An 18,999-nucleotide genomic window follows, 5' to 3' on the forward strand; every position below is an offset into this window, starting at 1 on the left:
AGAAGTTCGCCATGAAGGCAGTACGGTTCCACGAGTACGGCGACGCCGACGTGCTCCGGTACGAGGACGTGGACCTGCCGGTCCCCGCCGCCGGCCAGGTGCGGATCAAGGTCGCCGCGACGTCGTTCAACCCGGTCGACGCCGGGATCCGGGGCGGCGGCCTGCAAGGGCCGTTCCCGGTGGCGCTGCCGCACACGCCCGGCATCGACGTCGCCGGAGCGGTGGATGCGATCGGCGCCGGTGCCGACGGCCTCGCGGTCGGGGACGAGGTCATCGGGTTTCTCCCGATGGTCGGCGCCGGCGCCGCCGCGGAGTACGTCATCGCTGCCGCCGAGGTGCTGACGTCCGCACCCTCGAGCGTGCCGCTCGCCGACGCCGCGGCCCTGCCGCTGGTGGGCCTGACCGCGTGGCAGGCCTTGTTCGAGCTCGGTCAACTGACCGCCGGGCAGCGCGTGCTCATCACGGGAGCCGGCGGTGCCGTCGGCGCCTACGCGGTCCAGCTGGCGAAGAACGCCGGTGCGTACGTCATCGCCACGGCGAGTCCGCGCAGCGCGGACCGCGTCCGGGCCGCGGGAGCCGACGAGATCGTCGACCACACCGCGACCGATGTGGCCGGCGCGGTGACCGAGCCGGTCGACATCCTGCTCAACCTCGCACCGATCGATCCGCCGGAGTTCGCCAAGCAGGCAGCCTCGGTGCGGTCCGGCGGGACCGTGGTCAACACCACGGTGTGGATGCAGGCACCGAGCGACGAGGCGCGCGGCGTCCGCGGCCTCAACCTCTTCGTCCGCAGCGACGCCGAGCAGCTCGCCGGTCTGGTGGCCGCGGTCGACCGCGGCGACCTGCACCTCGACATCAGCCGCCGCATCCAGCTCGAGGACCTCCCTGCCCTGCACAAGGAAGCCGCCGACGGCGCCGTGTCCGGCAAGGTCGTCGTCCTCGTCTGACCCCGCACCGGGCCGGGCGGCCGGCCGGTTCCGGATCGCCGTCAGAGCGGCCGCATTCGTCGCTGAGCGCTGATCGATCGCGCTCAGCCGGCGACCGGCCTCGAAATTTCGGAGTGGCCCGCGGCTGTTGCCGACGCCGCCCGGATTCGGTGTCATCGACCTACGTCCCTTCGCCGTCGTGGGCCGGGACGGAGAACACCTTTCGCACCGCCCCACCGAAGGAGTTCGATCGTGAGGTCAACCAGAGGAACGAACGCCGCGCTGGCCGCCCTGCTGGCCGCCGGCACACTGCTCACCGCCCCGTCCGCGCAAGCCGCCGAGACCGGCGCCGCCACCGAGTCCAGGGAATCGGCCGGCGATCTGTCCCGCGCCCAGCGCCCGCTGGTCGAGGCCGCGGAGAAGATCCGCGCCGCGGTCGACGACGGTGCCCACCCGGGCTTCGCCGGAATCGTGCTCGAGGACGACCACGTCACGCTGTGGTGGAAGGGCCGCGTCCCGCCCGCGCTCACCGCCGTGGTCGCCCGGGTGTCCCGCGCGGTTCCCGTCCGCGTGGCAGCGGCCGCGCACTCGCGGGCCGAGATCGCCGCGGCCGCCGCCAAGGTTCGCGCCTGGCTGCACGCGAACCCGGGCACCGGAATCCACGGTGTGAAGAGTGCCGGCGACGGCAGCGGTCTGGTCCTCGCCGCGCGGCCGGGCTCGACGGCCCGCTCGACCGGCATCGCGCCGCTGCGGGCCGCCGCCGGCGTACCGGTGTCGGTGCGGCAGGAGGAGCCGATGACGGAGGTCTCCCGACAGGACGACGCGCCCCCGTGGTCGGGCGGCACGCGCACCTGGAACCAGACCGCGGGCACGCTCTGCACGTCCGGGTTCGGTGTGCGGGACAGCGCCAACCGCCGCTACATCCTGACCGCGGAGCACTGTGGGCAGGTCGGCAGCCGGATCACCGACCGCACGGGTGAGCTGATCGGCACCACCAGCCGCGGCCACGACGACCACGACATCGGCCTGGTACCGGCCTCCAGCGGCAACACCATGTACGTCGGCGGCGGCAACAGCAACACGAAGGTCCCGGTGACCGGCTGGGGGCACGTGTTCGTCGGCCAGTACCTGTGCCAGTCCGGCGTCAGCAGCGCCGAGGCGACCGGTGGCCCGGTGTGCAATCTCAAGGTCATCTTCTTCTGGCAGGACCGGGAAGATCTCGTCGAGGCCGAGCAGACTCAGGGTCTGACCGCGGCCCGTCCCGGTGACAGCGGTGGTTCGGTGTACTCGACCGCGTCCGGCGGCGTCGTCACCAACGGCACGGTGACCCGAACGGCTGGAGCTCGCATCGGTTTCCAGGACTTCGCGACCGCCAACCGCGACTTCGGCGTGACCATTCCCTGAGCGCAGCCGCCCTGCGGCCGGCCGCCGGTTCCGGGGGCCGGCCTCCGGGTGTTGTGGTGGTGCCAGGTGTAAGCGGCCGCTGACGGCGGTAAGTTCACCACACCGCCGGCCAGGGCGGCCCGCGAAGCGCCGACCCAGGTGGCATCATGAGCCGATCCAGCAATGCGACGAGACAGCACGACCTCGGCAGCCAGCTCTACACCGAGCCATTCCACCTCGCGCTGCGGGCAGCGATCCGGGCGCGCGGGCTGACCCTTCAGCGGTTGCGGGACCATCTGGCTCGTCGGGGGATCACCGTCGGTCTGTCCAGCTTGAGCAACTGGCAAACCGGTCACGCCCGCCCGGAGACAGCCAGTTCGTTGCGGGCGGTGCGGGGGCTGGAGGACATTCTCGACCTCCCGCTGGGCTCGCTGCTGCGGCTGCTGCCCGCCGCACCCGGTCCGGGCGAACTGCGACGAGCCAAGATGGTGGACATCGCGCCGGTCGCGGAACTGGTCGGCGCGGTTCCCGGCGCGCTGAACCGTGACCTGGAGTTCGTGAACGTCCAGCACCGGCTCACGATCGACGCCGGGCGGCGCAGTACGTCGATCTGGACCCGTGCGGTGGTTCGCGCGCTGCGCGACGGTGTGGACCGCCACATCGCGCGGTACTACGGCAACCCGGGCACCGTACCGGCGCTGGTCCGGCTCCGCCGGCTAGCCAACTGCCGGCACGGCCAAGTGGTGCATCACCCCAGCGCCCCGGCACTGGTGTACGAGATCCTGTTCGATCACTCGCTCGGCAAGGGCGAGACGTGGGTGTTCGAGTGTGAACTGTTCGATCCGACCGCGGGTGTGTCCTACGAGTTCGCCCACGGCTTCCGGTACCCGACCGAGCAGTACCTGCTCGAGGTGCGGTTCGACCCCCGCGCCCTGCCGGTCGCGTGCTACTCCTTCGCTCAGCGAGATCTCACCGATGAGCGCCACGTGACCGGCGACCTCCACCTGAGCACGCACAGCACCGTCCACCTGGTCGCATCGGCGGTGACCTCGGGCGTCCTGGGGATCCGCTGGGAGTGGCAGGACGACTCCGAAGGCACCTGATCACCAACCGCCGCCGGGCCGGCGTGCCGCAGCTCGGACAAGCCGCGGCACACCGGCTACGACTGGTATCAGTAGCTCAGCGTTCCTTTGACCAGGTAACCGCCGTTGCCGGACTGCGGAGCGAACAGGATCAGGAAGCAGGTCCCCTTCTCCAAGCCGGTGGCCAGCGTGTGGCTCGGCGCCTTCTTGGTGAAGGTCTGCACATCACCCAGGTCCGAGCCCTCACACTGCTCGACAAACACCCTGGTGTTCTTCTCCAAGGTGGTCAGGTTCAGCGTGACGTCGCCGCCAGTGGAGACGTAGGTCCCGCCGGAGCTCCAGGACTTGCCGGTCACCAGATGCTGGTACGGCTGAGTCTGCGCCGGCGCGCTCGCGTGCGCGGCCGACGGGGTCACCGCCAGCGCCGTCACAGCCAGCGTGCTCCCGACGACGGTACGAATCTTCATGAATGGCTCCTCGCAGTGGCTGCATACTGGGTATTCACATACTCAGTATGCATTGCGAGAGCATGCCCGTCCAGGCCGTCTCCGTCGGCGACCACACCTCGGCGCTGCAAGTCGTCCGCGGAGCCCATGCGCCGGGGGACGCGATCAGCGCATCAGGCCGTACTCCCACGCCCAGACGGCGATCTCGGTGCGGTTCCGGGCGGCGATCTTGCGTTGCACCGAGGCGAGATGCGACTTCACGGTGGACAGCGAGATCATCAGCTCCGCGCTGATCTCGGCGTTGGTACGACCCCGGGCGACGGCCTTGACGGCGTCGAGCTCGCGGTCGGTCAGCGCCGGCCTGGGGCTGCGGACGTGGCCGCTGGTGGTGCTGAAGTGGGCCAACAGCCGGGTGGTGATGGAAGGAGAGACGAGGGACTCGCCGTTCGCGGCGGCGTGCACCGCCTCCACCAGCAGCCGGGGTCCGGCGTCCTTGAGCAGAAATCCGCGGGCGCCGGACCGGAGGGCCTCGTGCACGAGTTCGTCGAGGTCGAACGTGGTCACGATGAGCACCCGGAGCGGGTGAGCGACGCCCTGACCGGCCAGCACCCGGGTGGCGGCCAAGCCGTCCATCAGTGGCATCCGGATGTCCATCAACGTGACATCGGGGCGCAGCTGCTGAGCGAGCTCCACCGCGCGCTTGCCGTCCTCGGCCTCGCCGACGATCTCGAAGTCCGGCTCCCGCTCGAGGATCAGCCGGAACCCCGCCCGGACCATCGCCTGGTCGTCGGCGAGCAGGATTCGCAGCGTCACGGCGCCGTTCTCCTTTCCGGCGGCTGGGCCGCCACCACACCGCCCGGCAAGGGAAGCTCGGCCAGGACCCGCCATCCGTGCTCGCCGTGTTCCCCGACCGTCAGTCGTCCGTCCAACGCGTCGATCCGCTCGCTCATTCCGATCAGTCCGTAGCCGTCGGCCGAGTGACGGTTGCGGCCGCGGCCCTGCCGCGTGCCGTCGTTGCACACCTCGACCCGCAGGCAGTGCCGATCGGCGGCCGGTTCCACGGTGACAGTGATGCGTCGAGCGTCCGGCGCATGCTTGCGCACGTTGGTCAGGGACTCGAGCAGCACACGATGCACCGTCGACACCGTCTCCGGAGCGACCGAGAGGCCGGCGAGTTCGGGCGCGAGCCGCAGCCTGACGGCCTTGTCCCCGTCGATGGCCGCCTCGATGGTCTCCACCAGGTTCCCGGCCCTGGGTGGAAGCTGCTGGTCGGGGCTGCGCAGCATCACCACCAGCCGCCGTACGGCGCTGAGTGCCTCGGCCCCGGCCCGCTCGATCTCTCCGAGCAACTCCCGCTCCTGCCCGTCGGCGAGCACGACCTGGGCCGCCTGGGTGCGCACCACAACCCCCGTGATGTGGTGGGCGACCAGGTCGTGCAGCTCCCGGGCCAGCGCGAGCCGTTCCCGGTTCCGCGCCGCGATCTGGGCGGCCTCGCGGCGGGCGTCGGCGTCGCGCAGGATCAGTCCGACCGCCACGCCGACACCCCACAGCAGTGCCCACAGGACGGCGACGGTGAGGTTGACCGAGACGAAGCCGTGCCGCAGGACGGGCGCGATGACGACGATCAAGCCGCCGGCCACCGCGATCCCGCCGGCTTGCCGCGGCCGCAGCTGGTGACAGCTCGCTCCGATCAGCAGGATCAAAGCGAGCGTCTCGGTGTCACCGGCGAGCCGTCCGCCCGGCTTGGCGAGAAAGCCAATCAGGCTGCACACCAGCGAGAGGACGATGGCGGCCGTCGCCAGCTGCGCGAGCATGCCCGGCCGCCAGCGCCGGAGTACCGCGAGCACGCCGATCGCCGCGCCCGCGCCGAAGTACAGGATCTCCCCCGCCGGCGGCGAGTCCTCCAGCACCAGGCGTCGGACGACCTGCTCGATGTTCAGGCCGAGCAGGACGACGACTTCGGCGATGAACAGGCCCCGGCGCAACGGCCTGTTGGTGGCGAGGATCACCGAGTCGTCGTCCTTCCGTACTGGGAGTCTGGCGCCCAGGGGATTCGGCGTCAGCGGGGTTCTGCGTCGGCTGTGCAGTGGTAGCTGTGTGTGGGGCGTTGGCCGGTGGTGAGGAAGGTGGTGACGGCGTGTTTGGCGCACTGGTTCTTGCCGGCAGGGTAGACGCCGTGGCCGCCTTGGTCGGCGGTGACCATGGTGGCACGGTGGCCGAAGGCCCGCAGGAGTTTGTGGGCGCCGGCCAGTGGGGTGGCGGGGTCGCGGAGGTTTTGCACCAGCAGCACGTTCGCGGGACCTTGGTCGGTGATGCGGACCGGGGGTTGGGTGGGTTCGGGCCAGAACGCGCAGGGCTGGATGTTGGCGCCGGCCGCGCCGAACAGGGGGTAGCGGATCCGGTCGATGGCGACGTTGCGCTGGTAGGTGTGGACCGAGCGTGGCCAGCGGGAGTCGTTGCAGATGATGTAGTAGCGGGCCGAGATCAGGTTGTCCGCGTCCTGGCCGGCGGTGGTGGCGGTGGTGGTGCCGGCGGGGACCGGTGGTTCCTGGCCGGCGTTCACGGCGCGCCAGATGCCGGCCAGGGTGGGGAACTGCTGCCCGCCGTACATGAAGACGAACGTCAGCAGCCGGAAGGTGGAGCCGTCGATGGTCTGGAGCGGTTTGGTGTCCAGGCGCGCGGCGAGTTGGAAGTATTTCGCGGTGACCTGGGCCGGTGTGCGGCCCAGGCCGTACTCGCGGTGGTTGGCTGCGGCGTACTTGGCGAAGTCGGGGAACCGGTCGGCGAAACCGCGCGCGAACAGGCGGTCGTTGGGGTAGTCCCAGCCGTCGGGGCCGACGTTGCTGTCGAGCACGATCCGGTCGCTGCGGTGCGGGAACAGCGTGGTGTAGACCGCGCCGAGGTGGGTGCCCCAGGAAGCACCGGCGAAGGAGATCTTCGCCTCTCCCAGCGCGACCCGGATCCGATCCATGTCGCGGGCGGTGTTCGCGGTGCTGGTGTGGGGCAGCATCCAGGCCGTCTTCGACGCAGCGCACTGCTGGGCGATCTGCTTGACCTGCGCGGCCCGCTTGGTGACGTCGGCCGCGTGGCGCGCGTACGGCGGAACGTTGCCCGCGGCCTGCTGCTCCACGCTCAGGTCACAGGTCACCGGCGTACTGCGGCCCATGCCACGCGGGTCCATCCCGATCACGTCGTAGCTGTCGCGCACACTCTGCGGCAGACCCATCGCGACCAGAAACGCCGGATAGTTCTGCCCCGGAGACGGCCCACCAGGATTGGTCAGCAACACCCCCCGCCGCTTCTCGGGCTTGGTGCTGGCCAACCGCGACACGGCGATGTCGATCATCCGGCCATCAGGCTTACGGTAATCCAACGGCACCTTCACCGTGCCGCACTGCATCCCCTCCGGAAGCGGCACCGGAGAAATCTCCACCGGACACTTACTCCACTGGATACCACCCGACGGTGATGCTTGCGACGCTGCGGCGCCGATCTTGGAGACTCCCGGGACCAGGGCGGTCACCACCGCGGCAATGGCAACCGTCAGCGGAATGGCTGTGCGTCTCATGTTTCCCTCCGAAAGGCGCTGTGAACGCCGCCAGTCTTCGGGAGTCACTCGTGGCAGACACCCACCCGCAGACCATTTCGCCCGGCCGAAAGTACTAGACGGCCGCGAAGCGGGCTGCGGCTGGTAGCGCTGAGCCGATCGTCAGGTCCAGTAGAGCGAGCGGGCTGCTGGGAGATGATCTGCCAGCGCGATGTCGAACCAGGTGCGCAGCTCACGCATCTCAGCTGCTGTGTACACGTACTTGACGGCGCCGAACTTGCCGAACTTGCGGCTGCGACGCTCAGGGTCCATCTCCAGCTTGGTGCGCGGGTACCAGGACTCCAGCACCTCCTTGCTGCCCGGCGTGAAGCGGTGGGTGATGCACTCGACGGTGAGGTCGGCGTCGGCGGGCAGCGCTGCAGCCGCCGACTCGAGCAGCGCGGTGTACTGCTCGCGCCAGCCCTCCACCGGCATGATCGGAGCAATCGTCAGCCCCACCGGGTAGCCGGCGCGGGCCAGCGCACCCAGTCCCGCGAGGCGGACAGCGACCGGATCGGTGCCGCCCTCGAACCGGCCCGCGACGCTGTCGGCGTTGACCGAGGCACGGATGCGGGTGCGGCCGCCGTGCGGAAGGTCGAGCAGGCCGTCGACGGCGCCGTACTTGGTCGTCGCCCGCAGCTGCACCGGCCCGGGAAACGCGTGGGTGCCGACGTGCGTAATGGCCGCGGCGAGGCTGCCCGTCACCGGCTCGATACCGAGCGGATCGGTGTAGCAGGACGCCTCGTACGTCGTGCCCTCGCCGGCCCGCGCGGTACGGGTGGAGGTGACGGTGCCGCGCCCGACATAGGCGTCCATGCCGGCGAGAATGTCGTCGAGATCGGCGTACACGCGGGTGATCGGCGGCCCGCTGAGCGACCCTGCCAGGTAGCAGTACTGGCAGTGGGCGGGGCAGCCGCGGGCCAGGTCGAGTCGCCAGTCGGCGCTGGGCGCAATCGGCTGCAGTTTGCGTGCCGAGGGCGGACTGACCACGACGGCGAGCGTGGCCTTGGCCCGGGCGTAGGCTGCGCGCTCGTCCTCGCCGCCGAGCCCGCTGATGCGGTCCGAGCGCAGCAACGTGATGTCGGTGACGCCGGCGGCCTCGACCCGGGCGAGCACCTCGCGGGTGTGCGCGCGCTCGCCGGCCGAGCGCGTGACGAGCACGTGCTTGGGAGTCCACAGCTTCGGGCGGCGGGTGAACCGGAGATGTCCATTACCTTGTACAACACCGGGCCGAGCCTCGGGATGCCGTTCTGCGGTCTGCTGCGGGCGTGACCCGCGCCACCCCGGTGAGCGCCGATCCCGAAGGGCTCCCGACGTCAGCCTGACCGTGAGGATGGGCCGAGATAGGTCGCGCTCGGAGCTCCGGTATGGGCAGAGCGTTCGACCACGGCATCGACGGCGTAGACCTGCTGGATCAGAGTCGCGGTCAAGACCTCCGCCGGAGCTCCAGTGGCGACCACCCGGCCCTGGGCGAGCACCGCGAGTCGATCGCAGAACCGCGCGGCCAGGTTGAGGTCGTGCAGCGCTGTCACGACCGTGAGCCCGAGGCCGCGCAGGAGGGTGAGCGTCTCGAGTTGGTAGCGGATGTCGAGGTGGTTCGTCGGCTCGTCGAGCACGATGGTTTCCGGCTCCTGGGCCAAGGCCCGGGCGAGCTGGGCGCGCTGCCGTTCGCCGCCGGACAGGGTTTGCCACGAACGGTCGCGGTAGGCACTCATTCCGGTCACCGCGAGGGCGTAGTCGATCGCGGCGTGGTCGGCCCGGCCGAGTGGGGCGAAGGTACCGCGGTACGGCGTACGGCCGAGCGCGACGGTCTCGTCCACCGTGATGTCGGAGTGGACCTCCGGCGACTGCTCGACGATCGCCAGTCGCCGTGCGACGGTACGCCGGGCGGCGCCCCGCAGCGGCTGTCCGCCGAGCAGGACGGTCCCCCGGTCCGGGCGCCGAAGGCCGGCCAGGATGCGAAGCAGCGAGGTTTTGCCCGCACCGTTGGGACCGAGCACACCGAGCACCTCCCCCGCGCGCGCTTCGAGGTCCACTCCGTCGAGGATGCGGACACCGCCGGCCGTCCAGTCGATGCCGGAGGCAACCACGGCGGTCACTGCCGGGCCGCCTTGCGCAGCACGAGCGCGAACACCGGCGCGCCGATCAGCGCGGTGATCACCCCGACCGGGACCTCCCGCGGCGAGAACGCTGTCCGGGCAAACGCGTCGACCCAGATCAGGAAGATCGCCCCGCCGAGACCCGTCAGCGGCAGCAGCAACCGATGTGTGCCCCCGGCAAGCAACCGCGCGATGTGCGGCACCAGCAGCCCGATGAAGCCGATCGCGCCGGAGGCCGCCACGGCCGCCGCGGTCATCACGGCGGTGAGCACCATCAGCACGACCCTGACCTTGGTGACGTCGATCCCCAGCGAGGCAGCGGTGTCCCAGCCGAAAACGAACGCGTCCAGCGCGGGAGCGAAGAACAGGCAGCACAGGGCGCCGGCCACGATGACCACGGCAGCGACCGTCAGCGAGGGCCATCGCGCACCGCCGAGCGAACCGAGCAACCAGTACGTGAAGGCCCGCGTGGCGTCCGCGTCACCGTCGAGCATCAGCACCAGCGAGGTGAGCGCCGAGAAGAACTGCGACACCAGTACGCCGGTCAGCACCACCCGCGCGGGGTTGGACACCCGTCCACCACCGATGAGCAGCAGCACGATCGCGAACGCCGCCAAGGCGCCGGCGAAAGCCCCCGTCGACAGCGTGACGGCGCCGGATCCGAGGCCCAGGATCATCACCGACACCGCGCCCGTCGAGGCCCCTGAGCTGACCCCGAGCAGGTACGGCTCGGCGAGCGGATTGCGGGTGATCGACTGCAACACCGCGCCGCAGACCGACAAGCCCAGTCCGATCACGCCCGCGAGCAGCACGCGGGGCAGCCGCGACTCCCAGATCAGCGCGTCGATCAGCGGAGACGGCGCCGGAACGGGTGCCAGGTCGCCGAGCCGGAGATGACGCAGGATGATGCCCAGGACGTCGGCAGCGCCGATGTTCGCCGTACCGACGAACGCCGCCACCACAATCGAGACCAGCAGTGCGCCGCCGAACGAACCGATGAGCAAGGTCGAGCGCATCCGGCCGGCAAATCCCCGCCGGCCGGCCACCGGCTCCGGGTCGACGGTGTCGGCCGAGGGCGCCTTCAGGAGCTTGGTCATCGCCGCGCGAACACCACGACGTCGTCGTAGTGCCGCCAAATGGTCCCTGTCTCGCCGAACCCCGCGGCTCCGAGCGCCTGCAGGTGCAGCCCGAGCGGCGCATGCGGAGTAGGCGGCCGGTCCGCGAACCTGCGTTCGCGCTCGGCCAGCCGCTGCCCGAGCTCGGGGATCTCCACGGCGTCGGTCCACCACTCGTCCCAGGTCTGCGCTCCCCCGTCGTGCGCCAAGCGCTGAGTCTGCTCGTCATCCAGGGCGGCCAGTTCGGTGAGGAACGGCTGGGACCGCGGGTCGTAGCGCAGGTGATCGGCGTTCATGAACACGCCGTCCGTCGGCAGCAGCTCCCCGAGAGTCGCGTAGACGGCGACGAGCTCAGCCGGCTTCAGCCAGTGCAGAGCGGTCGACGACACGGCAGCGTGCACCGGGCCGGCCGGCAACTGCCTCACCCAAGCTGCTCCGGCGAGGTCCGCGTCGACCGCGGTGAAGCGGTCGCCGTACCGGCCGGTGAGCCAGGTCTCGGCGAGCGCGAGCAGGACAGGGTCGTAGTCGAGGCCGATCACGCGAGCCCCGGAGAAGCGCTCCAGGATCCGCCCGGCGAGACTTCCCGGACCGCACGCCAGGTCGAGCACGGTCAGCCCCGCGCCGTCGGCGGTGAACTCGTCCGACCCGGCACAGAGCTGCGCCAGCACGTCCCCCATGATCGCGAAGCGCTGCTCGCGGTGGTTGATGTAGGCGGCCTGCTGGTCGTCCCAGCGCTGGATGAGCCGCTCGATCGGCTTCGGCGTCCCGGTCATCGCGGCGCGCCCAGCCGCACGAGTCCCTGCGCGACCGCGGAGATCGCCTCGACACTGTGGATCGAGGGATCCATCGCCTGCCCTGGTACGACGATGAAGCGGTCGTTGCGAACGGCGTCCATCTTGTTCGTCAACGGGTCGCGCTTGAGGAACGCGATCTTCTCCTTGGCCGTGTCGCCCGGGTACCCACGGGTCAGGTCCGCCAGCACGATCGCGTCCGGTTTCCGCGCCGCGATCTCGTCCCAGCTGACCTCGGGCCACTTGGTCGAGGCATCGTCGAACAGGTTCTCGGCTCCGAGCATCTCCGTCACCGTCTGCGGCAGACCGCCCGGGCCTGCCACCGACGGCGTGGCCGACGACGCCGCGGTCGAGTAGAACCACACCAGCTTGGGCTTACCGGCGACCTTCTGCGCGAGTTCCTGGCCCTGGTCCACGACCGCCTGCTGATCGGCGACCAGCTTCTCCCCCGCCTCCCGGACACCGAAGATCCGGGCGATCGCCCGGATCTCGTCGAACAGCATCTCGAACTTCGCACCGCCCGCCACGGACGCGTGGTAGGTGCAGTCGAACTCGGTCAGGTACGTCGGCACCCCGAGCTTGTGCAGCTCGGCCCGCTCGCCGGCGTTCTGCGCGGTCAAGAACGAGGCGAACGACGAGTAGACAAAGTCCGGCTGCGCCTCGAGCAGCGTCTCGTGCTTGAGCAAACCCTTGCTGAGCAGCGGAACCTTCCGGTACGCCGCCGCGATGTCGGCCGGCACCGGATCGGTCTCGTACGCCGTACCGGCCAGCCGGTCGCCGAGCCCCAGCCGGATCATGATCTCCGTCGCGGACTGGTTGAGCGACACCGCCCGAGTGGGCGCGCGCGGCACGGTCACCTTCGACCCACAGTTGTCGTAGCTGAGCGGGTAGGCGTCCGTCCCGTCCTGCGCGCCGGCCGCCTCGACGGTGGCGGGGGCCTCGGTGCCACCGCACCCCGCGACGGCGAGTAGCGCAGCAGTCACTACGCTAATGATAGTCGTTTTCATTTTCACGACCGGAGCTTAACCGGTCATCCCGGCACCTGGTCAAGGTCGCGTGACGGACCGCACGGCGACGACGCGGAGCCCGTCTGGCCGTTAGCTGTCAGGGGCGCCTCGGTGCGCAACTGCTGGGCAGAATGCTTCCGATGAGGCGGTTCGAATGATCGACTGGCGGCAGGCTCTGCCCGCGGCGCTGACGAGCTTGCTCGCGCTCGTGGGCGGCATCGTGCTGCTCGCCCACCCCTCCGACTTCGCCGCGGATCCGGTCATCCGGCTGCTCGTCATTGGGTTCATGGCCCTCTGCGCTTCGCTCTTGGTTCTGTTCGGCCTTCGGGTGCTGGGCGCATCGGACCGAGCAGTTCGCGGGGTGATCCCGGCCGGAACTCTGACCATGCTCGCCTGCCTGGTGGCCGCGCTCCACCTGAAGGGCCAGCTCTGGGGAAGCCTGATCGTCATCGTTGCCGAGCTCATCGGCCTCGTCGCCGTCGGCACCGTATGGACCCTGCTCCACCGCCGCCGAAGGCGCCGCAAACCGTCTGAAAGCGGTACCGGCCGCGAATGACGGCGCAGCGTCCGCGCGGACCGAGTGGCGGAACCCGCTCCAGATCGGCGACCTCCCGCGCACGCTGCCTTGCTGTCAGCTTGAGGACAACCCGGCCGTCGACGCGCGCGATCCCCGTACGTTGGCCGGGTGCGGACTCCTCTGGTGACATCGCTCATCTCAACGCTCATCCTGGCGGTGAGCGCATGCTCGGCTGAAAAGGGCTCAGCAGAGCAACCACCCCCGCCCGAACCGACGCAGACGCCGACGCCGACGCCGCTACCGAAACGCGAACTGGTCGTCTGGGCCGACACGATGTGCTCGGCGGTCGCGCGACTCGACAACGAACGCGCTGCACTGACGACGATGAACGCAGAGCTGAAGGAGCCGAACTTCGGGTCGATGGCGGCCTACTCCTACCTCAGCGGCAAGGCATCCGCGATCGAATCGCTCGTCGGCACCCTGGCCGAACTGAAGCCCAGCAGCAACGCCGCGGCGGACAAGCTCGCCGCGGAGTACCGACGCAAACTGGCGGCGATCAGCCCGCAGGTCACCTCCCTGGCCGGCGCTTTCGGCGACAGCTACAACCTGCCACTCGCCGAGCAGGTCCGCCGAGCCCGGCAGGTCGGTGCCTTGATCGCGACCGTCAAGCCGACCGGGCCCGACCTCCCCACGCTGATCAAGACCGATCCGGCCCTCGCCGTCGCGTACCACCTCGCGCCTAGCTGCACGCCGCTGTCCCCGTCGCCCTCGACCAGCAGCACCGCACCGACTACACCGCCGACCACTCCGCTACCGCTCGCAGCCGACGGCGAGAACTACCAGGCCTGCACCGACGGCAACTGCGAGGTACTGGTGAAACAGTCCGCCAGATTCGCAGTCAAGGGCAAGCTCCTCACGGTCACGGTGACCAACGGCGAGGTGAACGTGAGCAACCGAGAAGCGGACGGATCGGGCTTCACCACGGGCCTGACCGAGCAAGGTGGCAGCAAGTGGGGCTCAGCCGGCTCGATGACCGAGGGGAAGGTCAGCGGCCGCAACGCAACCGCGGCCGTACTTCGCTTCACCTCCGGACCATAGGAGTGCACCATAGACACCCAACCCCGCCTCGCCCGCGGTTGCCCGGGTGTCGGCTGCCGTCGCGGGCGTAGTACCGGCCGAAAGTACGGTCGCCGACCGCGGCGACCGTGCTTTGGGTTGGTGCTGCGCCCGCGGTGGAATTCCAGGATGAGAGCATGCCCAACGCAGACTCTCCTCCGGTGTTCCGTGCCCGGGGCTTGACCAAAAAGTACGGCCGTCGCGGCAAGCTCGCCCTCGACGGCGTCGACCTGAGCATCCCTCCCGGCCGGGTGATCGGCCTGGTCGGCCCGAACGGCGCCGGCAAGTCGACACTGCTGCATCTCGCCTGTGGCCTGATCGAACCGACCGCCGGCTCGTTGACCGTGCTGGGTTCGACGCCGGCGGCGAACGCTTCGCACCTGGCGCGCGTCGGCTTTGTCGCGCAGAACACGCCGGTCTACGGCTCGTTCACCGTGGCCGAGCATCTGGCGCTCGGCCAGAAGCTGAACCCAGCCTGGGATTCCGCCCTCGCCCAACGGCGGATCCGCCAGGTGGGACTGAACCCCAGCCAGAAGGCGGGCCATCTCTCCGGTGGTCAGCGAGCGCAACTCGCGTTGACGATCGCGGCGGCCAAGCGGCCCGAGCTGCTGATCTTCGACGAGCCCGCGGCAGCGCTGGATCCGCTCGCCCGTCAGGGGTTTCTGCAGAACCTGATGGAGTTCGTGCGCGAACTCGGCGCCAGCGCGGTCCTGTCCTCGCACCTGCTCGGCGACATCGAGCAGGTCTGCGACTACCTCATCGTGCTGTGCGACTCGCAGGTGCAGCTGGCCGGTGACACTCGTGACCTGCTGGCCGGCCACGCCCGACTGGTGGCGCCTCGCGCCGACTTCGACCGGCTGCCCCCGAGCGTCGAGGTGATCTCGGTCGAGCACAGCGCCGACCACAGCAGCGCGATCGTCCGCACCGGCCTCACATCCGGCCCGCTGCACCCGGTGTCGCTCGAAGAACTCGTCCTCGCCTACATGACCCGGGCTGCCGCCGGGGTCGAGGCCGCGAACTGGGAGGTCGCGCGATGATCTGGCTGACCCTGCGGCAGTTCCGCATCCAGGCCCTCGTCGGCGCCGGCGCGCTGGCCGTCGTCACGGCGTACCTCCTGTACTACGGCGGCGAGATCCGCGACGGGTACGACGTCTACCGAGCCAGTTGCCGCAGCGTGGCCGACTGCGCCCAGGCGACGAGTCAGTTCCGCAGCGCTCACCAGAACACCCTGTTGTTCCTCGCGACCGGGCTTGCCCTGGTTCCGGCCGTGATCGGAGCGTTCTGGGGCGCACCGATGATCGCCCGGGAACTCGAGAACGGCACGCACCGGCTGGTGTGGAACCAGAGCGTCACCCGTCGGCGCTGGCTTCTCACCAAGCTCTTGCTGGTCGGTACGGCGGCCCTCGTGCTCACCGGTGGCTGCGCCGCTGCGCTGACCTGGGCGGCCCAGCCGTTCGACGAGGTCGTCCAGGACGACTTCCAGGCGTTCGTCTTCGGCGCGCGCAACATCGCGCCGATCGGCTACGCCGCGCTGGCTTTCACGTTCGGCACGGTCGTCGGACTCGTCCTGCGCCGGACGCTGCCCGCGATGGCCGTGACGCTCGTCGTCTTCATCGCCTTCCAGTTCTTCTTCCCTACCGTGATCCGGCCCGGTCTGCTGCCGGCCGACAAGATCACGCTGCCGATCACGGCCGCAGCCGTCAACCAGGCGCAGAGCCTGGGCAGCATCGGCGGGGGCTCCGTCGTCAACGGCCTGAAGATCCCGGGCGCGCCGGACGCGTGGATCGCCGAGACCAGCCCGATGCGCACCGCGGACGGCAAGGATCTCGACGGGACCCGGTTCAACAAGTGTCTCGACAGCCCGCCCAAGACGGGCGCGAGCGGCACGTTCGGCGACGCGGCGGTATGCCTGGCCAAGCTCGGCCTTCACGTCGATGTGCGCTATCACCCGCGCAGCCGCTACTGGCCGCTGCAGTGGCTGGAGACCGGGACCTACCTGGTGATCAGCGGACTGCTCACTGCGTTCGGCCTGTGGCGGATCCGTCGCCGGGCGAGCTGACCAGGTGGTTCTCCCAGGCCCAGACCGCGATCTCGGTCCGGTTGCGCACCCCGAGCTTGGCCTGGATCGCCGCCAGGTGACTCTTGACGGTACTGAGTGAGATGAACAGTTCGGCGGCGATCTCCTGGTTGGTGCGGCCTCGCGCGATCGCCCGCACCACCTCGAGCGCCCGCCCGGACAGCTCTGGCGACGGCATCCCACGACCGCGGGGTGCCGTCGCGTTCAGGTGGCTGAGCAGCCGCAGGGTGATCGACGGCGAGACCAGTGCCTCGCCGTTGCAGGCGGCGCGCACAGCCTCGACCAGCAGGGCCGGCCCGGCGTCCTTGACGACGAAGCCGGCCGCACCGCCGCGCAGCGCGCCGTACACGTACTCGTCGAGGTCGAACGTGGTAACCACGACGACGCGGATCGGATCCTTGACCTGCGGGCCGGCCAGTGCGCGCGTGACCTCGAGCCCGTCGAGTTTGGGCATCCTGATGTCGACCAGGCACACGTCCGGCCGCAACCGCCTGGCCAGTTCGATCGCCTCGGCGCCGTCCGCGGCCTCCCCGACGACGGTGATGTCGGGCTGGTCTTCCAGGATCAGCCGCAGCCCTCTACGGATCATCGCCTGGTCGTCGGCGAGCAGAACCTTGAGGGTCATCTCGGCTCCTCGATGGGCAAGCTCCTGGCGGGCGCGGTTCGGTGGGGAACAGGCAGGGTGGCGCGGACCGACCAGCCCGGTACGCCGGGCCGCGGGCCGGCGTACAGGAAGCCGCCGAGCGTTTCGACGCGTTCGCGCATGCCGATCAGTCCGTACCCCGCGCGGTGGTGAAGGCGGCCCGGATTCGCAGGGGCGTTGTCGGCGACCTCAACGGTGACCGCTTCGGCGTCGCGGGCGACAGTGACGTCGAGCGAAGTGGCGTGGCTCGCGTGTCGCAGGACGTTGGTCAGCGCCTCCTGCACGATCCGGTGGACGGTACTGGTCACTTCCGGCGGCCAGTCGCTCTCGTCGTCGGGCATGGTCAGGTGCACCGGCGGGCCTTGCCGGCTGAAGCGTTCGACCAGTGCGGTCAAGCCTTCAGGCCTGGGCGTGGCGGGGGCTGCGTCGTCGGTGTCGCGCAACAGCCCGAGGACACGGCGCATCGCTGCCATGGCCTCGGTACCAGCAGCTTCGATCTCGATCAGCGATTCGGGCACCTTCTCCGGAGTACGCCGGGCGATGACCTGCGTCGCCTGCGTCTGGATCAGCATGCCGGTGACGTGGTGCGCCACGATGTCGTGCAGTTCCCGGGCAAGCTCCAGCCGCTCGGCCCGGCGTACCCGGTCGGCGAGGTTCCTGGCGCGGTCGTCGAGTCTGCGCAGCAACAGGCCGGTCCCGACGCCCGCAAGCCAGGCGGCTGCGGCGATGGCAGGGACCGCCGACGCGGGCTTGACGGCGAACTGGCCGGCGACGATCAGCAGGCCGGCGCCGGCGATGGCCCCGGCCTGCACGGGCGACAGAGCTCGTACTGCGGATCCGATGAGCACCGCCAAGCCGAGCACCAAGGCAGGTCCCAGACCGACGGGCAGCCGGGTGTCGGGCAGCAGCGGAACGAGGACCGCCAGCGCGGCCACGACGAGACCCGCGACCGCGGTCCAGAAGCGTTCCCGCCGGCGCACGAGCGCGACGCCACACACCACGACGGCGGCGACACAACCGGGAACCCAGTACGCCGCTCCCCAGGTCTGGGCGACCGCGAGCGACTGCACGGCGATGGCGACCAGGAAGGCGACCCCGAGCCCGGCGGTGGACAGGACCCCGACCCATCGGTCCGGAATGGTCACAAAGCTCAGACTACCGACTCACCGGCCAGGGCCTGGGGACGGCGAACGCGATCGAGAACGCGCAAGACCGGTCCCACGACGAGCGCGGCGACCATCCCCGTCGTGGCCAGGACCGTCACGGCAGTGGAGCCCTCGAACCAGGTGGCCCCGACGATCACGACGCCACCCACGGCGACCGCCGCGACCTGGCCGATCGGAAGCGTCCTGATCGCCGAACCGACGAGCACTGCCAAAGCCAGCGCCGTAACGGGCGCCGGCTCCTGCGGCAGATCCTCCGCGGCACTGAGCGACACGGCGACGGCAATCCCCGTCACGGCGAGGCCTGCAATCGTCGTCAGGAGCAACTGCCGCTCGCGCAGCAGCGCGAGGCCGCCGACGACGACCGAGACCGCAGAACAGAACACCCAGGAGGTGCCGCCCCAACTGGTCATCAGCATGAACGCCGTCCAGGCGATCCCCAGCACGAACACGATGGCGAGCCCGAGGTCGTACAACTTGCGAGTCATGCTGCTCAGGCTAGAAATCCTGCGCAGGCAGGGAACCGGCCAAAAGTACGGTCGCCCCTGGCGGCGCCCATGCTTTGGGTCAGTTCTGCAGGTCCGGAACGGCGGGTGGACTGGCCGCACTCAGCACATCGCGTCGGCCCCCTGAGCTTTCCATCGGTCTCCGACCCGCTACTTCAGTTCAGCGGAGGTCTTCCCGAGCAACCTGCGCGCGACGATCAACTGCTGAATCTGCTGCGTGCCCTCGAAAATGTCCAGGATCTTGCCGGTGCGCACGCGACGAGAGTGCCGCAACCTGCTAACCGGCCTCCGACCTGCGGTTACATTGGTCATCGCTGATGACTCGTCGTCGACGGTTGTCAGTGGCCGACGGACCTGTGACGGAGCAGAAGAGTGCGCTCTCGACGCCTAGTACGAACTTGCAGGAGACCCAATGCCGGAGGTCTTCGTGCGATGGCTCGCAACTGGCGTAGTACGAGCGATCCTTGACCGGTCTGCGCGCGGAGATCTCAACGCGCGCCGCCGGAGCTGACCTGTCGTGTATCGACGTAACGCGGGTGGCT

The 18,999-nt window shown here is 69.9% G+C and carries 19 protein-coding genes; 7 read left to right on the top strand and 12 right to left on the bottom strand.

What is annotated here, in order from left to right; translation table 11 throughout:
- Positions 1-11 precede the first annotated feature (11 nt).
- The 3 genes from KFLA_RS22210 to KFLA_RS22220 all read left to right on the top strand — a co-directional run bounded on the left by KFLA_RS22210 (position 12) and on the right by KFLA_RS22220 (position 3,412).
- Positions 12-947: an NADP-dependent oxidoreductase gene (locus KFLA_RS22210; RefSeq protein WP_012922060.1), complete on the top strand. Its 936-nt coding sequence runs from the start codon at positions 12-14 to the stop codon at positions 945-947.
- 231 nt (positions 948-1,178) lie between these two features.
- On the top strand, positions 1,179-2,330 hold the full coding sequence (locus KFLA_RS22215; protein ID WP_012922061.1) for a chymotrypsin family serine protease: 1,152 nt from the start codon (positions 1,179-1,181) through the stop codon (positions 2,328-2,330).
- A 146-nt stretch (positions 2,331-2,476) separates the two neighbouring features.
- Complete coding sequence (locus KFLA_RS22220) at positions 2,477-3,412, top strand: hypothetical protein (protein ID WP_012922062.1); 936 nt, start codon at positions 2,477-2,479, stop codon at positions 3,410-3,412.
- Between the two features lie 68 nt (positions 3,413-3,480).
- Here KFLA_RS22220 and KFLA_RS22225 read toward each other — a convergent pair whose 3' ends face one another.
- The 9 genes from KFLA_RS22225 to KFLA_RS22265 all read right to left on the bottom strand — a co-directional run bounded on the left by KFLA_RS22225 (position 3,481) and on the right by KFLA_RS22265 (position 12,411).
- Positions 3,481-3,858 (bottom strand): hypothetical protein, encoded by a 378-nt coding sequence (locus KFLA_RS22225; protein WP_012922063.1) that lies wholly within the window; start codon positions 3,856-3,858, stop codon positions 3,481-3,483.
- A 144-nt stretch (positions 3,859-4,002) separates the two neighbouring features.
- Positions 4,003-4,650, bottom strand: a complete 648-nt coding sequence (locus KFLA_RS22230) for a response regulator (protein ID WP_012922064.1) — start codon at positions 4,648-4,650, stop codon at positions 4,003-4,005.
- Complete coding sequence (locus KFLA_RS22235) at positions 4,647-5,846, bottom strand: sensor histidine kinase (protein ID WP_012922065.1); 1,200 nt, start codon at positions 5,844-5,846, stop codon at positions 4,647-4,649. Before KFLA_RS22235 ends, KFLA_RS22230 begins: the two co-directional genes overlap by 4 nt.
- A gap of 50 nt (positions 5,847-5,896) precedes the next feature.
- Positions 5,897-7,183 carry an alpha/beta hydrolase gene (locus KFLA_RS22240; RefSeq protein WP_237706565.1) on the bottom strand — a complete coding sequence of 429 codons (1,287 nt, stop codon included), beginning with the start codon at positions 7,181-7,183 and terminating at the stop codon, positions 5,897-5,899.
- Positions 7,184-7,546: 363 nt separating this feature from the next.
- A complete protein-coding gene (locus KFLA_RS22245) occupies positions 7,547-8,758 on the bottom strand; it encodes a spore photoproduct lyase family protein (protein ID WP_337466639.1) in 1,212 nt (403 codons plus the stop codon).
- Complete coding sequence (locus KFLA_RS22250) at positions 8,740-9,522, bottom strand: ABC transporter ATP-binding protein (RefSeq protein WP_012922068.1); 783 nt, start codon at positions 9,520-9,522, stop codon at positions 8,740-8,742. The genes KFLA_RS22245 and KFLA_RS22250 overlap by 19 nt, the downstream gene beginning before the upstream one ends.
- Positions 9,519-10,619 (bottom strand): FecCD family ABC transporter permease, encoded by a 1,101-nt coding sequence (locus tag KFLA_RS22255; protein ID WP_012922069.1) that lies wholly within the window; start codon positions 10,617-10,619, stop codon positions 9,519-9,521. The genes KFLA_RS22250 and KFLA_RS22255 overlap by 4 nt, the downstream gene beginning before the upstream one ends.
- Entirely contained in the window at positions 10,616-11,410 is a 795-nt protein-coding gene (locus KFLA_RS22260; RefSeq protein WP_012922070.1) for a class I SAM-dependent methyltransferase, read from the bottom strand. The genes KFLA_RS22255 and KFLA_RS22260 overlap by 4 nt, the downstream gene beginning before the upstream one ends.
- Positions 11,407-12,411 carry an ABC transporter substrate-binding protein gene (locus KFLA_RS22265; protein ID WP_202797009.1) on the bottom strand — a complete coding sequence of 335 codons (1,005 nt, stop codon included), beginning with the start codon at positions 12,409-12,411 and terminating at the stop codon, positions 11,407-11,409. Before KFLA_RS22265 ends, KFLA_RS22260 begins: the two co-directional genes overlap by 4 nt.
- 178 nt (positions 12,412-12,589) lie before the next feature.
- On the opposite strand from KFLA_RS22265, the gene KFLA_RS22270 reads away from it, so the two are divergent.
- The 4 genes from KFLA_RS22270 (at position 12,590) to KFLA_RS22285 (ending at position 16,127) form a co-directional block, all read left to right on the top strand.
- Positions 12,590-12,991 (top strand): hypothetical protein, encoded by a 402-nt coding sequence (locus KFLA_RS22270; protein WP_012922072.1) that lies wholly within the window; start codon positions 12,590-12,592, stop codon positions 12,989-12,991.
- A 345-nt stretch (positions 12,992-13,336) separates the two neighbouring features.
- Complete coding sequence (locus KFLA_RS22275) at positions 13,337-14,050, top strand: hypothetical protein (RefSeq protein ID WP_012922073.1); 714 nt, start codon at positions 13,337-13,339, stop codon at positions 14,048-14,050.
- Between the two features lie 155 nt (positions 14,051-14,205).
- Positions 14,206-15,105, top strand: a complete 900-nt coding sequence (locus tag KFLA_RS22280; RefSeq protein ID WP_012922074.1) for an ABC transporter ATP-binding protein — start codon at positions 14,206-14,208, stop codon at positions 15,103-15,105.
- Positions 15,102-16,127, top strand: a complete 1,026-nt coding sequence (locus KFLA_RS22285) for an ABC transporter permease subunit (protein WP_012922075.1) — start codon at positions 15,102-15,104, stop codon at positions 16,125-16,127. Before KFLA_RS22280 ends, KFLA_RS22285 begins: the two co-directional genes overlap by 4 nt.
- Here KFLA_RS22285 and KFLA_RS22290 read toward each other — a convergent pair.
- Genes KFLA_RS22290 through KFLA_RS22300 form a run of 3 tightly spaced genes read right to left on the bottom strand, consistent with a single transcriptional unit; the run spans position 16,084 to position 18,427 of the window.
- Complete coding sequence (locus tag KFLA_RS22290; RefSeq protein ID WP_012922076.1) at positions 16,084-16,770, bottom strand: response regulator; 687 nt, start codon at positions 16,768-16,770, stop codon at positions 16,084-16,086. The genes KFLA_RS22285 and KFLA_RS22290 overlap by 44 nt on opposite strands.
- Positions 16,767-17,933: a sensor histidine kinase gene (locus KFLA_RS22295; protein WP_012922077.1), complete on the bottom strand. Its 1,167-nt coding sequence runs from the start codon at positions 17,931-17,933 to the stop codon at positions 16,767-16,769. Before KFLA_RS22295 ends, KFLA_RS22290 begins: the two co-directional genes overlap by 4 nt.
- A gap of 5 nt (positions 17,934-17,938) precedes the next feature.
- Positions 17,939-18,427, bottom strand: a complete 489-nt coding sequence (locus tag KFLA_RS22300) for a metal transporter (protein WP_202797010.1) — start codon at positions 18,425-18,427, stop codon at positions 17,939-17,941.
- Positions 18,428-18,999: the final 572 nt, after the last annotated feature.

Source organism: Kribbella flavida DSM 17836, assembly GCF_000024345.1.
Lineage (GTDB): Bacteria > Actinomycetota > Actinomycetes > Propionibacteriales > Kribbellaceae > Kribbella > Kribbella flavida.

Coding starts and splice junctions, on each gene's coding strand:
- KFLA_RS22290 (WP_012922076.1), bottom strand. CDS start 16,770: ATGACCCTCAAGGTTCTGCTCGCCGACGACCAGGCGATGATCCGTAGA.
- KFLA_RS22260 (WP_012922070.1), bottom strand. CDS start 11,410: ATGACCGGGACGCCGAAGCCGATCGAGCGGCTCATCCAGCGCTGGGAC.
- KFLA_RS22220 (WP_012922062.1), top strand. CDS start 2,477: ATGAGCCGATCCAGCAATGCGACGAGACAGCACGACCTCGGCAGCCAG.
- KFLA_RS22270 (WP_012922072.1), top strand. CDS start 12,590: ATGATCGACTGGCGGCAGGCTCTGCCCGCGGCGCTGACGAGCTTGCTC.
- KFLA_RS22255 (WP_012922069.1), bottom strand. CDS start 10,619: ATGACCAAGCTCCTGAAGGCGCCCTCGGCCGACACCGTCGACCCGGAG.
- KFLA_RS22225 (WP_012922063.1), bottom strand. CDS start 3,858: ATGAAGATTCGTACCGTCGTCGGGAGCACGCTGGCTGTGACGGCGCTG.
- KFLA_RS22240 (WP_237706565.1), bottom strand. CDS start 7,183: ATGATCGACATCGCCGTGTCGCGGTTGGCCAGCACCAAGCCCGAGAAG.
- KFLA_RS22285 (WP_012922075.1), top strand. CDS start 15,102: ATGATCTGGCTGACCCTGCGGCAGTTCCGCATCCAGGCCCTCGTCGGC.
- KFLA_RS22280 (WP_012922074.1), top strand. CDS start 14,206: ATGCCCAACGCAGACTCTCCTCCGGTGTTCCGTGCCCGGGGCTTGACC.
- KFLA_RS22210 (WP_012922060.1), top strand. CDS start 12: ATGAAGGCAGTACGGTTCCACGAGTACGGCGACGCCGACGTGCTCCGG.
- KFLA_RS22275 (WP_012922073.1), top strand. CDS start 13,337: ATGAACGCAGAGCTGAAGGAGCCGAACTTCGGGTCGATGGCGGCCTAC.